This is a genomic window from Guptibacillus spartinae (genome assembly GCF_028610625.1).
GTDB classification, from domain to species: domain Bacteria; phylum Bacillota; class Bacilli; order Bacillales; family Guptibacillaceae; genus Guptibacillus; species Guptibacillus spartinae.
Map to the genome: position 1 here is coordinate 385,932 of NZ_JAQQWU010000002.1, position 13,817 is coordinate 399,748.

The 13,817-nt window shown below is 39.5% G+C and carries 12 protein-coding genes and 1 riboswitch; all 12 genes read right to left on the reverse strand.

The genetic code is table 11. The features are described from left to right. Positions 1-28: 28 nt before the first annotated feature. Positions 29-1,264, reverse strand: coding sequence for an aspartate kinase (locus PQ511_RS05925; RefSeq protein ID WP_273850982.1), 1,236 nt, complete (start codon positions 1,262-1,264; stop codon positions 29-31). A gap of 221 nt (positions 1,265-1,485) precedes the next feature. Further along, positions 1,486-1,674: riboswitch (Lysine riboswitch) on the reverse strand. A 79-nt stretch (positions 1,675-1,753) separates the two neighbouring features. Continuing rightward, positions 1,754-3,535, reverse strand: coding sequence for an excinuclease ABC subunit UvrC (gene uvrC / locus PQ511_RS05930; RefSeq protein WP_273850983.1), 1,782 nt, complete (start codon positions 3,533-3,535; stop codon positions 1,754-1,756). 76 nt (positions 3,536-3,611) lie between these two features. Continuing rightward, the gene (locus tag PQ511_RS05935) at positions 3,612-5,111 is read right to left on the reverse strand and encodes a hypothetical protein (protein WP_273850984.1); all 1,500 of its coding nucleotides are present in this window, start codon (positions 5,109-5,111) and stop codon (positions 3,612-3,614) included. Positions 5,112-5,226: 115 nt separating this feature from the next. After that, positions 5,227-6,168: an FTR1 family iron permease gene (locus PQ511_RS05940; protein WP_273850985.1), complete on the reverse strand. Its 942-nt coding sequence runs from the start codon at positions 6,166-6,168 to the stop codon at positions 5,227-5,229. A 29-nt stretch (positions 6,169-6,197) separates the two neighbouring features. Further along, positions 6,198-6,959, reverse strand: a complete 762-nt coding sequence (locus tag PQ511_RS05945; RefSeq protein ID WP_273850986.1) for a hypothetical protein — start codon at positions 6,957-6,959, stop codon at positions 6,198-6,200. A 64-nt stretch (positions 6,960-7,023) separates the two neighbouring features. Continuing rightward, positions 7,024-7,797, reverse strand: coding sequence for a glycosyltransferase family 2 protein (locus PQ511_RS05950; protein ID WP_273850987.1), 774 nt, complete (start codon positions 7,795-7,797; stop codon positions 7,024-7,026). Next, positions 7,794-9,257: an alkaline phosphatase family protein gene (locus PQ511_RS05955; RefSeq protein ID WP_273850988.1), complete on the reverse strand. Its 1,464-nt coding sequence runs from the start codon at positions 9,255-9,257 to the stop codon at positions 7,794-7,796. Before PQ511_RS05955 ends, PQ511_RS05950 begins: the two co-directional genes overlap by 4 nt. Beyond that, complete coding sequence (locus PQ511_RS05960; protein WP_273850989.1) at positions 9,254-10,195, reverse strand: lysylphosphatidylglycerol synthase transmembrane domain-containing protein; 942 nt, start codon at positions 10,193-10,195, stop codon at positions 9,254-9,256. The genes PQ511_RS05955 and PQ511_RS05960 overlap by 4 nt, the downstream gene beginning before the upstream one ends. Then, positions 10,171-11,115 (reverse strand): GDP-mannose 4,6-dehydratase, encoded by a 945-nt coding sequence (locus tag PQ511_RS05965; RefSeq protein ID WP_273850990.1) that lies wholly within the window; start codon positions 11,113-11,115, stop codon positions 10,171-10,173. Before PQ511_RS05965 ends, PQ511_RS05960 begins: the two co-directional genes overlap by 25 nt. 370 nt (positions 11,116-11,485) lie before the next feature. Beyond that, complete coding sequence (trxA, locus tag PQ511_RS05970) at positions 11,486-11,797, reverse strand: thioredoxin (protein ID WP_194219347.1); 312 nt, start codon at positions 11,795-11,797, stop codon at positions 11,486-11,488. Between the two features lie 246 nt (positions 11,798-12,043). After that, entirely contained in the window at positions 12,044-13,021 is a 978-nt protein-coding gene (locus PQ511_RS05975; protein WP_273850991.1) for an electron transfer flavoprotein subunit alpha/FixB family protein, read from the reverse strand. 13 nt (positions 13,022-13,034) lie between these two features. Then, on the reverse strand, positions 13,035-13,805 hold the full coding sequence (locus PQ511_RS05980; protein WP_273850992.1) for an electron transfer flavoprotein subunit beta/FixA family protein: 771 nt from the start codon (positions 13,803-13,805) through the stop codon (positions 13,035-13,037). Positions 13,806-13,817: the final 12 nt, after the last annotated feature.

The following is a 13,817-nucleotide window of genomic DNA, read 5'->3' on the forward strand; positions in this document are numbered from 1 at the left end:
GGAGACCACCGCGTGGTCTCCTTTTCCATTACATTTGATTAACTGGCGTTCTTTCATCCAGTTGAAATTTGTCATGAAGCGACTCAATGGCATAAATCATTTTCTCTTCAGGTACGATCGTAGACACTTTAATTTCTGAAGTACTAACCATCTTCATTTCAATTCCATGTTCAGCAAGAACTTCAAACATTTGTGCGGCGACACCTGGATTAGAAATCATGCCAGACCCTACAATTGAAACTTTAGCTAACTCTGATTCATGATAGATCTGTTCATACGGCAGCTTTATTTTAATACGACGAAGTACATCTAGCGTTAACTCAAGCGATGCTGTTTCAATTGAAAATGAAATACTCGTCGTATTCTTTTCTCCAGTACTTTGAATGATGACATCGACATTAATGCCGTTTGCGGCAAGTGATGAGAAAAGAGACGGGAGAGTTGTGATTTCATTTGGTAAGCCTGAAATCGTTATTTTTGTAACATTACTTTCAAAAGCAAGACCTCTAACGACTAAATTTTGTTCCATTGATACGACCTCCTCAATTAACGTTCCACGTTCATTCGTAAAGCTTGAGCGTACCTCAAGCAGGATATTGTAATTTTTTGCAAATTCGACTGCTCTAGGATGCAAGACACCAGCGCCAAGATTGGCTAGTTCCAGCATTTCATCATAAGAAATCGTCGAAAGCTTTCTTGCACCTTTCACATAACGAGGATCAGTCGTATACACGCCGTCTACATCTGTATAGATTTCACAGCGATCCGCTTTAAGAGCAGCTGCAATGGCAACAGCTGTTGTATCAGAGCCACCGCGTCCAAGCGTAGCAATGTCAGAGGTATCCGTTAGTCCCTGAAATCCTGCCACAATGACGATCTTCCCTTCAGCGAGGTGTTGATTCATCCGCGAAGCATCTATATCAAGGATTCTTGCATTGCCATGAAGCGTCTCCGTCTTAATTCCTGCTTGCCATCCAGTTAATGAAATAGCATCGTATCCCTCTTCATTCAAGGCCATTGATAATAGGGCAGTCGTCACCTGTTCTCCAGTCGTAAGAAGCATGTCAAGCTCTCTTGCAGATGGTTTAGCGGTAATTCCTTTGGATAACCCCACAAGTTCGTCCGTTGTTTTCCCCATTGCGGATACAACTGCTACAACCTCGTCTCCATTATTTACTGCTTCCATTAGTCTTTTGGAAACATTTTTAATTTTTTCTACATCCCCAACAGACGTACCTCCGAATTTCAATACACGTAATCCCACTCTCTCCATCCTTTCTTATACAGCTTGGTTATCCTTATGCGTTTTAATCGCATCTTACTTATACTCACGAATTTAAGAGTCGAAATGGATCAAACATCGGCAAAGATCAAAAACGATGCTTCCTATACTTTAATTAAGTAATACCAATATTAAAGTATAAAAAAACAACAATGAGAAAGATCTCACTGTTGTTTTCATAACAAATCCAAGAAAACGTCCCTTTGTGAGATAGTTCTCCATCCAATTCCCGGGAAGGTACTGGATGACAGCTCTGCACCTATTCAATACAGATCCAGCTTCAGACGGATAAGCGTCTTTCCACTTCGGCAAATTCCCCTTTCAACTACGATCAACGAGTCTTAACACTCTCCCGTAAGCTTACTAATGGTTTTTGCGCCTCTACCATCACTTCAACTTTCGAAGTGTGGAACTATTAAATTTCACTCATTATAACGAACTTAAGTAAATGCCGCAAGATGTTCTTACAAATTAATTTGATTGATTTTCAAATCGAGCTACGACTTCCTCTGCGACATTCATTGGTAACCCAGCGTTGTGAAGATCCTCCACACTCGCTTCTTTCATCTTTTTAATGGATCCAAAATGATTTAGTAGCTTCTTTTTTCTTTTCTCGCCGATGCCCGGTATATCATCAAGGCTAGATTTCAGCATTGATTTTCCCCGAAGTTGTCGGTGAAACGTTATCGCAAATCGGTGAACCTCATCCTGAATCCGCTGCAAAAGATAAAATTCCTGGCTATTCCTTGGTAAGAATACACCTTGTGGAGGATCACCAATAAGAAGATGAGACGTTTTATGTTTTTCATCTTTCGTAAGAGAGCAAACAGGGATATCAAGACCGAGCTCATTTTCTAGAACGTCCTTGGCTGCCTGAATTTGAGCAATCCCTCCGTCAATAATAATTAAATCAGGAAGTGGACCGCTTTCCTTTAACATCCTCGAATATCTTCTTCTCACCACTTCTTTCATCGAACCAACATCATTTGGACCATCGACCGTTTTTATTTTGTATTTTCGATATTCATTTTTCTTTGGTTTCCCATCCAGAAAAACAACCATTGCTGAGACGGGATTAGTTCCTTGAATGTTCGAGTTATCGAAAGCTTCAATTCGTAGTGGCGCATCAATCCCTAACTGATCACCTAAATTTTCTACCGCATCAATGGTTCTTTTCTCGTCGCGTTCAATTAACGAAAATTTTTCCTTAAGGGCAATGCTCGCATTTTTCATCGTCAGCTCAACTAGTTCTTTCTTCTTACCACGTTTTGGCTGAAGAACAGGAATTTGAAGAAGTTCTTCAACCATTTGCGCATTTACCTGTTGAGGTAGCAAAACTTCTTTTGGTTTAGGATGATTTTGCTGAAGATAGAACTGACCGATATAGGTTAAAAAATCTTCTTCAGCATCGTTATAGAAAGGAAATAGTGAAACATCCCTTTCAATTAACTTACCCTGTCTTACGAAGAAAACTTGAACACACATCCAGCCTTTATCGAAACTGTAGCCGAATATATCTCGATCAATTCCATCATTGGATTGGATTTTCTGAACTTCCATAACCTTATCGATATGAAACATTAAGTCTCGAAATTCCTTTGCACGCTCAAAATCCATATTTTCAGATGCCAGCATCATTTTTCGTTCAATGTCTTCTTTTACTTCTTGATGGCCACCATTTAAAAATCGGGTTATTCCATCAATCATCTCTTTATTTTGTTCCTTCGTTATGTCATTTACGCAAGGAGCAAGACATTGTCCAATATGATAGTAAAGACAAACTCGATCAGGCATCTTCCGACATTTTCGTAGCGGATAAAGACGGTCTAATAGCTTTTTCGTAGCACTAGCCGCATAGGCGTTTGGATATGGCCCAAAATACTTTCCTTTATCTTTTTTAATTTTGCGCGTCGTGATTAATCGGGGTTGTTCTTCAGCGGTTATTTTAATGTAAGGATAGCTTTTGTCATCTTTGAGCATGACATTATATTTAGGATCATGCTTTTTTATTAAGTTTAGCTCTAGAATAAGTGCTTCGAGGTCTGTTGATGTGACAATATATTCAAAATCTCGAATCTCGCTTACTAGGCGCTGGGTTTTTCCATCATGCGATCCGCTAAAATACGAACGCACTCTATTTTTTAACACTTTCGCTTTCCCGACATATATAATTGTTCCCTGGCGATCTTTCATTAAGTAACAACCAGGTTGATCAGGAAGGATCGCTAGCTTATTTTTTAGATGTTGTTCCATGTTGACTCACCTCTTTACTCCCTTTCAAGGCGTATCTATGTTCCCCTTTTATTGTAACACAACCACTCTTTTCTGATTACTTCAGAAACTCGTATAGCACAATATCATGATATACAGGATCAAATAGCGGAGAGGAGTGAAAGGTTTGGATTTGTTTTATTTGATCTCGAATGGCAACTCCCTGACTTTCAAACCCTTCAACTACTTGCTCGGTTAAAAACACGCGATGATCATCATAATAGTTAATATCTGCGAGAAATGTTGAGTAAGTGAAGATTTGTTCATGTTCAAAAGGTACACGGTTATAAGACATTACCCTTGTTTCTTCCCAAGTATACACAATAAGCGGTTCATTCTTTTCTTCAAGGTAGTCGATTAATTGATAAACAGCTGCTGGATTGTTCGCTTTACTGAGCGTTGTATAAGAGTACGTTGATTGCACACTGATTACGACAATTAACAACCAAATGATTCTTTTCGACACATCTCTTTGTTTGTTTACTCCCAACCATAAAAACCCAAGCAAAAACATTCCTGGAAGCGGAAGAATGTGGCGGGGCTTATCAATATTCTGTGCAAATAAAGCCCATACACCATAACTAATGGTCATGCTAACAAATGCCCATCCAAACCATGAAACTTCTTTACTCCACCTACTTCTTTTCATTCCATTTATGATTAAGTATACACAGAGTGTTAAAAGCGATAGCAGTACGAAGAGGTGTTGCCCCCCAACCCCTGTCCAAACAATATTATTTAGAACTAAATGAGATAGACGCCCAAAGAACGGGATAGATGCAGAAACAGCCGTTCCTCCCCATTCTTCAAAGTGACCTTCAGAGAATCCTAAAGCGAGCTGAAGAAATGCGGCGACCCCTCCTTCTGAAACAGCAAGACCCCCGATCCATATTAATTGAAAAATAGCTGCCAATAACATTTGGAATATCAAAAAAGAGACATACTGTTTTGTCGTGTAATTCTTTTTTCGGTGAATGAATAGCAACACGAGGCCAATTCCAAACGGAATATACGATAATCTTATCCCTAATAATAAACTAAAGATAAACGAAGAAATGATAACTCGAACAGCTGAATGCTTCTTAAAAGCTTGTTGTAGACTCCACATATACCACCAAAGGACAGCAACCGCTGAAGCTTCACTCATCGGTTGAACGGTTAGCACATTTGTAAACACCATAGATTGCATAAGAGCAACTGCTACAATGCTAAACGTCTTTGATAAAAACGATCGACTTATTTTATACATCGGGTATATGGCAAGGAACATAAGAAGAGAATTCCATGTGGCAAGAGCTTGAGCCGGGTTTGATATCCACTTATTTAGCCAAATACCTCCCAGAATGAAATAAGGATATCCAGGAAAATGCGGTTGCATTGCAAATAAATCAAAACGATTTAGGGCTAAAGTAAAATCAACCTGATCCCAGGAACGTGGGTACTCGATTGCATAAATGAATCTCGACCAAATGATAAAAATTAGGCTAATGAGTGACACAACCCATGCCACTATATACACAGCATGACGTTCCTTAGAATGATTAGGAGCTCGATTCATTTTGTATCATCCTTTACTTTTTTCAAAAGAGGGTGCGAATTTGAACAAGCACGATTTGCTTACTATTGAAGAAAAAAAGCACAAGACGATTGAATTCGCCTTGTACTTAGTGAGCTTATTTTATTGCAGATTCCTTCATCTCGTTCGTTGCTTTAAAAACGGCTTTATTATTCGATTCTTTCACTTCTGCTTTTACAGGCTCTTTCTGATGATTCACGAGCAAGTAAATCACAGCAAAATAACCGACATAGGCAATAATTTCTTCGATTGAAGGCATCGATGAATACCCAAACAATGCTTTAAAGAAAATACCGATATCACCTGAAAGCAATGGGGCAACTCCATGATCTCGAACATAATGGGCATAGTCGATGGGATGCTCTGGTAAAAACCAGGTTAAATCGTACACGTGAGGCATGACGCTTCCAATTAATTTAATATCTTGCATCATGGAAATTCCCTGTACAAACAGTCCACCGGCAATAAGAACTATGAATATGCCAGTAATTTTAAAGAAAGATTTAAGTGGAATGCGCATCGTACCTTTAAAGAAGAAGTATGAAACTGCGGAAGCAATCAAAATCCCGGTAATCGCTCCCCACCCTTGAAACCCTTTACCAATATCGCCTCCGGTAATCGCTGCGAAGAAGAAAACTGTTTCAACACCTTCTCGAAGAACAACTAAAAAGGAATGAATCACCATACCAATAACATTACCTGTGGTAATATATTCGGTCATTTTCCCCTCAGTTTTCCCTTTAAGGTTTCGACTATGTGAAGCCATCCAAAATACCATTTGCGTTAAGAGAACAGCTGAGATAAGCATAATGGAAATTTTCAGATAGATCTCGCTTCCCATTGCAGCGAATCCTGTGAAAACAACCTGAAACAGCATAGCAACGCCGACACTTGCTACAACAGCAAGACCAGCCCCTAACCAGACAAACTTGTTATACTGGCACTGTCCCATTCGTTTCATATAGGTTGTTATGATTCCAATAATGAGAAGTGCTTCAAGTACTTCCCTGAACATGATCAGTAATGCCTGAATTTCCATTAAACTTTCCCCTTTCTACAAACAAATGCTTAGCGGCGACGTTTTCTTGCAGTGTAAATTACAACTCCCACGATAATAACGACAAGAATAATGAGAGGAAGCCAATTTGATAGCTGACTTAAGTCAGTCCAATCAGTTTTTTCACCCGTAGTTTCCTCTTCTGTCGCACTTTCACCAAAGTGGCCAATCTCCACTGATTTCATATCAAAATGATCTTTTAGTCCGTCAAGTATGACTTTCTTACTTTCAGCAAATTGTTCTTCATTGGATTCTTTCTCCCCAACTCCAAATAGACCTGGATTACCGAGAGAATCAAGTAAAACTTCAAACTCATTTTTTATTGTGTCATCAAGTTCTGCGTTTGTTTCTTTGACTACTGGAGAGAGCGTTTTATATGTAGCATCTGCTTTTCCAACCAGTTTTCTCGTCGTATCATATTCTTCAAAATCACTTTCAGCGTTTTCAAGTCGTCTAGAAATATTAAGCACGAGAACTTGCTGCATGTTTGTGATCACAGCTTCTTTGTCCTCATTATCTATTTCATTTTGCACAGCTTGAACTGCATCATCACCCATATGTAATTGAATTTCGTCTTTGACAGAAGCGAATATTTTGTTCGCTTCTTCAAAATTTGGAGGAGATTCATTTAATTTAGCAGACATCTCGCTGTATGCTTCAGCTACTTTTTCTTCGGTAGGATCACCATATGAATAGGCTTGAGCAAGATCTGGTACAGCAAGTGTACAAATAAGAGTTAACAAAAAGACTGATGATAGAATGCGTTTTTTCATTTGAAATCCTCCTCATTGATAATGATAATGATTATCATCATTGAAGTCAATAACAGATTGGCGATTAGTGCGACTTTTCTGCCAAGATAGCTTCCACCCTATTTACGTCAAGTTCATGAGCACGTACATCAATCGCTACCTTCTTTACAGGTCGTGTCATTTCTTTGAAGATTGCAGGTAGAACCGAAGTCAAATAGGCTTTAAATTTAATATAAGATTCGCCTGTCGAACGAACTTGATACGTAATTGGTACTTCTTTCACCCTAAATCCTTTTCGCACAAGATTTAAAGTAAGCACCTGAGCATAGTTGTAATCATGTATAATTTCACTATGTTCCATTGCTTGTCTTGAAAAAACTCTCATCCCCGATTGACCGTCATAGATCCACTTCTGTAAAAGAAGCGATTGAAGGAAGGTAAAACAATAATTGCCTAGTCGTCGATGTAATCGCATACCATCAATCGTTCCTTTGAAACGTGACCCCATTACATAGTCTGCTTCCCCATTAAATACAGGTTGGAGAAGATCAGGTAATTGCCACGCTGGATATTCATTATCAGCATCAAGCATAACGCCGATATCTGCACCAAGTTCAACTGAGTAAGAAATTCCTTTTCGAACAGCTGCACCAAGCCCCTGATTCTTATCAAAGGAATAGATGTAGTCTGCACCGGCTGATTTTGAAACTTCTACCGTTCGGTCAGAGGACCCATCATCGATCACGAGTACACTTACGTGAACGGTGGGGTGAATATCTCTTGGGATTTGATTAATGACTTCCCCAATAGAGTCTTCTTCGTTGTGTGCAGGTAAAAAAACAATGACGTGTTGCTTCATTTCATAACTTCTTCCTTTCTATCTTGAAAAGCTTCATCTAAAATGACTCCTCTACTATGCGATGGAGTTGGAGCTCCAAGTAAATGCGCTACAGTCGGTGCTATGGACGTAAGGCTATGTTTTTCTTCAACGATTTTTCCTTTGGCAATCGATGGTCCATTTAAGAAAAATGGTACGAAACGTTCCCCTTCATCAAGATGCCCGTGTCCCCCGATGCCATCCGCCTGACCGTGATCTGCGCACACAATCAACGTTGTGTTTTCCATAAACCCATTTTCCTTTAGGAAGTGAACATACTCTTCTACTAATTTATCGGCTTCTTCAATTTTTTGAATATAATCGTCATAAAGTACACCTCGTGCATGTCCTGTTTGATCTGTCCCAATAAGCTGTACCGTAAAGAAGTCAGGATTTTTATCAAGCATGATTTGACGAGCACCCTCCATAATCTTCGTATCAGCTACGTCATTGTTCATGACAGCTGTTACAGTATCAACGTCAGTACCCATGGCATCAACCAAATGGGCAATACCAAGAAGCCTTCCTGTCTTACCTACCTTCCGTAGTGAATCAAAGATTGTTTCTACTTTCACCCCGAGATTCCAAACCATATTTGACTTAATACCGTGTTCAAGTGGATATGTACCTGTCATCATGGAAGAGAAACAGACAACTGTACGGGCTGGATAGACCGTTTCCATTTGACTGTATTCTGTCCCATTTTTCTTTAAAGAATCAAGGAATGGGGTGTTCGCTTCCTGAAATCGCTCTTTACGCATCCCATCAATGACAATCATAATAACGCGATCGTTTGTCACCGTAGCTTCAACTGGTTTGGTGTAATCTTGTTTCACTGCCGGCTTCCAATCAAACAGGTATCGGTGAAGGATAAAGCTAAACAACCAGACTCCTGCATAAAAGAACGCAAGTGTCATCCAATCAAACGAACCCCCGCTCGCTAAAGATGTGTCAATAACTGCTGTCCAAATCGACAGAATCAATAAAAATTTGGGTAGCTGTTCCTGTGCGTTACCGCTCGTAGAATCACTATTCTTAAGCACTAGCTTCCAGAAGCGAGTGAAATTAAGCCAGCTTGTTCCAATACGAAGGTGATAATAGAAGGTGCCCCAAAAAAAGATTGTAAAGAAAAAATAAAGACCGATTCCTAGCATAGCTGCTGGATATGAAAACTGATCAAAAATCAATAAATAGCCTACGAGTGGTAGCCACAAATAATTTCGTAAGAATAACGGATAGTCATAAACATAATAAAGTACGAGAAGTGGCAATACAGCCATAAACCCTAGTAAAAATGCTCCCCAAAACGTGGTGGAAGTCCAGTGGGTAATTGATAATAACACCATCGTACCCGTCACAAAAATGGGCGTAAACGGCTTCCCTTCATTCAGAAGATTCCAGCATCTTGCTGCTATTTTTTCAAATTTCGAAGCTTGTTTCATGATGTTTCCCCTTTCTTTTTCATAAACGATTTCAACTCTTGAATTCGAAGAGGGTAAAGATAGAATGCAACTAAACCGGCGATATAAGAATAAGCATATTTAAAAGCATGCGTAACTAGCGCAATTGAAAAGGCTTCTTCCCATCCAATACCAACCTGATGTAGTGAGAAGCTCATCACACTTTCATAAGTGGCTAAACCACCAGGAGCAAGCTGGAACACCCCTGACCCAACCGATAAAGCGGTTACCCACATAGCGTCTAAATAGGCAAAATGATGGTTAAAACCAGCAACGGAGTAAACGACGATTCCTTCAGCTATCCAGCTGAGACATGAAATGAGAACGATAAGAACCATGTAAGGGGAGCTTAATAGTTTCTTCAAAATAGCGAACTGTTTAGACAAAAAACCAGCATTCGTTTTTTTTCTTACATATAGGATTAAAGTGAATCCGCTCACTATAAAGAGCGTTAGCATTCCTAATAAAAACGTTGTGCTAACCGTTATCCCAAAAAGCTCTGCGCCAATAATGGCAAAAACACCAAGCCAGAAAAGATCGATCGCTCGTAGAATGACAACAGATTGAACAGAAGTCGTCCATTGTCCTTTTTGTTTATGGGCAAGAACCCCCATTCTTACAGCTTCTCCTCCCTTAAACGGTAAAAGATGATTAAAGAACAGGCTATAAAAAATTCCTGCCAAATAAACTCTCATGGAAATGGTCCTATCAACAAGTAACCTCCAACACAAACCCCGTAATAAAAAAGAGCACGTATACCCGATAACCATTGCAAATACTAAGCCTGGATGATTAGTCAAACCGTTCGTAAGTGCCGTTAGGCTAGACAAGTTAAATTCATTTAATAGTAAAAATCCAAAGAGATAGATTAGGAACAAGCCAAATACCCATTTTATTATTCGTGATAGCTTTTTGCCCATTCAATTGTCCTTCTTATCCCCTCTTCAAAGGTAACTTCAGGAGAATACCCCAGATCTTTTCGTGCCTTACTAATATCTCCCCACGTATGTCGAACATCTCCTCGTCGAAACGTGCCTTCTCTTACCTTTGCTTGTGGAAAATAGTTAGTAAGTAGATCAATTAGCTCAGTAAGAGAAACAGGTTCTCCTGAAGCCAAGTTATAAGTCTCAGTTATCCCCTTCTGGTTAAGAGCTAACTTTATCCCATTTGTAATATCATCAATGTATGTAAAATCTCTTGACTGATTCCGATCATATACTGTAATTTCCTCGCCTTTTAAGAATTTTTCAGTAAATAGCGGTATCGCCATATCCGGGCGTCCCCACGGTCCATATACTGTGAAAAATCTCAGTATTGTTAATTTGAAACCATAAAGTGATTGATAGGCGTGGCAAAAAGATTCCGCTCCAGCTTTCGCTGCTGCATAGGGTGATTTCACCTGTCCATTTGCTTGTTCTTCTCCCACAGGTCCTTCTTCTCGATTTCCATATACAGAAGAAGAGGAACCAAATAAAATATGAGGAACGCCTGTTTCTCCCGCTGCGCTTAACACATTAACAACTACTTTTATATCCTGATCAATATAGTCATGTGGGTGTTTCAGTGAGTACTGAACGCCAGGAAGAGCAGCAAGATGAATGACTTTATCATAACTGTGGACTTCAAAATGATTCATCGTCTCTTCAGCATCTAATAAATCAAATCTATGTAAGCTTATAGGACCAATTTTATTAATTTCATTGAGATGCTCTATCTTTCGTTCAATATGATAATAAGATGAAAAATGATCAATAATGGAAACATGATGACCTGCCATTAATAGCTTCTTTGCCAGGCTACTTCCTATAAATCCTGCTCCTCCGGTAATGACTACTTTCATTTTTATGCACTCCCGCTAAATTCAAATCGATGAACTGCTATCACAAGCGAAATGGCCGCAGTTAGCGGCCATTTCAATCTAAAGCTATTCTACTACACTTTTACATGCGCTCAAAATTTGTTCACTATCGTTGATTCATCAGCATTGTTACTGAAAAAAGCATCTTAATATTTCAGCTCTTCTTGTTCTCTATTTCTTTTACTTCAGACAATGTCTCCAATAAAGAATTACAAACTATTTTCAAAATGCCGGATTGTCCATGCTGATTATATCGAGAACGATTATCAGTGTCAATAGCTTTTCATTTCTATGAAGATACAAAAAACACCCGAATCTGGAAAACAGATTCGGGTGTTTTAATCACACATTCTTATTGATGCTTAGAAAGCGTTTGTGCTAGTGCTTCTTTCGGTTGGAAGCCGACAACCTGGTCAACAACCTCACCATTTTTGAAAACGAGTAGTGTCGGAATGCTCATTACACCGAATTTGCTTGCTGTTTCCTGATTTTCATCAACGTCAAGCTTTACAACTTTCACGTCGCTCATTTCAGAATCAAGCTCTTCTAGAACTGGAGCAATCATTTTACAAGGACCACACCATGGTGCCCAGAAGTCTGCAAGAACGAGACCTTCACTTGTTTCTTGTGCGAAACTTTGATCTGTTGCATGTACAATAGCCATACTGTATCTTCCTCCTTAAACATTTATCACTTGAGAATACCAGGTTAAGGCCGGTTGCCTCAGTGTGCTCTGCCATCATGATCTTTATCAAATGGCACAGAATGAGTATATCATTAATCCTCTTTATGATTCCATTCTTTTGACTTACATTCATTCTTCCCTAACTTTTATATAATAAAACGGTTAGTCCAAAACAGGACTTGATGAATCTTCATAAAAAAAGCGAGCTCGCAGCTCGCTTTTCTCTTAGCTTGTTTGTAACACTTTCTTAAATTCCTGCGTAAGCAGAGGAACGACTTCAAATAGATCACCAACAATGCCGTAATCTGCAACATTGAAGATACTTGCTTCAGGATCCTTATTAATAGCAACAATTACTTTTGAGTTAGACATACCTGCTAAGTGTTGGATCGCGCCCGAAATACCACAAGCAATATAAAGGTCTGGCGTTACAACTTTACCTGTTTGCCCAATTTGAAGGGAGTAATCACAATAGTCAGCATCACAAGCTCCACGAGACGCCCCTACAGCAGCTCCGAGAAGATCAGCAAGTTCTTGTAACGGTTCAAAACCTTCTTCACTTTTAACGCCACGGCCTCCAGCGACTATTACTTTTGCCTCAGAGAGATCAACACCAGAAGTGGACTTACGAACGACTTCTTTCACAATTGTTCGAAGGTCCTTAATTTCTACACTCTCTTCAAATACTTCCCCAGAGCGTGATTCATCGCTTTCAAGTGCTGTAATGTTATTCGGACGAATTGTAGCAATAACAATTCCTTCTTTTACTTTCTTCTTCTCAAATGCTTTACCAGAATAGATTGGTCGTGTAAATACAACTGTTTCTCCATCAAGTTCGATACCTGTCGCATCAGAAATTAATCCAGCGTCAAGCTTGCTCGCAAGTCGAGGTGCTAAGTCTTTACCCATTGAGGTATGAGGCATCAAAATTGCATCTGGATCAACGCTCTGAACAATTTGTAAGAATGCTTGTCCGTACCCATCACTTGTATAATTTTTCAGTTTTTCATCTTCTACTTTAATGACGCGGTCTGCCCCATAGTGGAAAAGTGGATCTGTTAAGGAACTCACGTTTTCTCCTGCTATTGCTGCTATTACTTCACCGCCAGCTGCAATTTCTTTTCCAGCCGCAATTGCTTCAAATGAGACATTTCGTAATTCATTGTCACGTGCTTCTGCAAATACAAGTACTTTTTTAGCCATAGTTGATCCCCTCCTATATAACTTTCGCTTCCTGGCGAAGTAATTTCACTAATTCTTCTACTTGATCTCCAATTTCACCTTCAAGAACTTTCCCTGCTTCTTTCTTTGGTGGCAGATAAACTTCAATTGTTTCTGTTTTCGCTTCAATTTCATCTTCATCAATATCAAGGTCATCATAATCAATTTCTTCTAGAGGCTTTTTCTTTGCTTTCATAATCCCCGGAAGCGAAGGATAACGTGGTTCATTGAGCCCTTGTTGCGCCGTAACAAGTAGAGGTAGTTGCGCTTCAACAACTTCCATATCACCTTCCACATCTCGTTCCATTGTTGCTGTTGTGCCATCGATATCAAGCTTCGTAATTGTTGTGACGTAAGCGATTCCAAGTTTTTCAGCAAGACGCGGACCGATTTGACCCGTGCTGTTGTCGTTTGATACATTCCCACCTAGGATAATATCGTATTCTTTGTCTTCAAAGTAAGCTGCAAGAAGGGCAGTCGTCGTATACTGATCACTGTCATCAAGTTCTTCATTGTTAATGAGAACTGCTTTATCTGCCCCCATTGCTAGTGCTGTGCGCAGCTCTTTTTCAACTTCTTCATCACCAATGCTAACCACAGTTACTTCTCCACCATGATCATCACGTAGCTGAATGGCTTCCTCAATCGCATACTCATCATATGGGTTGATAATAAACTCAACGCCTTCTTCGCTAATCTTTCCATTTTCAATCACGATTTTTTCCTCTGTATCGAAAGTTCTTTTCATAATGACATAAATGTTCATATCTTTATCCCT

Coding starts and splice junctions, on each gene's coding strand:
- PQ511_RS05935 (WP_273850984.1), bottom strand. CDS start 5,111: ATGAATCGAGCTCCTAATCATTCTAAGGAACGTCATGCTGTGTATATA.
- PQ511_RS05965 (WP_273850990.1), bottom strand. CDS start 11,115: ATGAAAGTAGTCATTACCGGAGGAGCAGGATTTATAGGAAGTAGCCTG.
- PQ511_RS05975 (WP_273850991.1), bottom strand. CDS start 13,021: ATGGCTAAAAAAGTACTTGTATTTGCAGAAGCACGTGACAATGAATTA.
- PQ511_RS05980 (WP_273850992.1), bottom strand. CDS start 13,805: ATGAACATTTATGTCATTATGAAAAGAACTTTCGATACAGAGGAAAAA.
- uvrC (WP_273850983.1), bottom strand. CDS start 3,535: ATGGAACAACATCTAAAAAATAAGCTAGCGATCCTTCCTGATCAACCT.
- PQ511_RS05960 (WP_273850989.1), bottom strand. CDS start 10,195: ATGGGCAAAAAGCTATCACGAATAATAAAATGGGTATTTGGCTTGTTC.
- PQ511_RS05955 (WP_273850988.1), bottom strand. CDS start 9,257: ATGAAACAAGCTTCGAAATTTGAAAAAATAGCAGCAAGATGCTGGAAT.
- trxA (WP_194219347.1), bottom strand. CDS start 11,797: ATGGCTATTGTACATGCAACAGATCAAAGTTTCGCACAAGAAACAAGT.
- PQ511_RS05950 (WP_273850987.1), bottom strand. CDS start 7,797: ATGAAGCAACACGTCATTGTTTTTTTACCTGCACACAACGAAGAAGAC.
- PQ511_RS05940 (WP_273850985.1), bottom strand. CDS start 6,168: ATGGAAATTCAGGCATTACTGATCATGTTCAGGGAAGTACTTGAAGCA.
- PQ511_RS05945 (WP_273850986.1), bottom strand. CDS start 6,959: ATGAAAAAACGCATTCTATCATCAGTCTTTTTGTTAACTCTTATTTGT.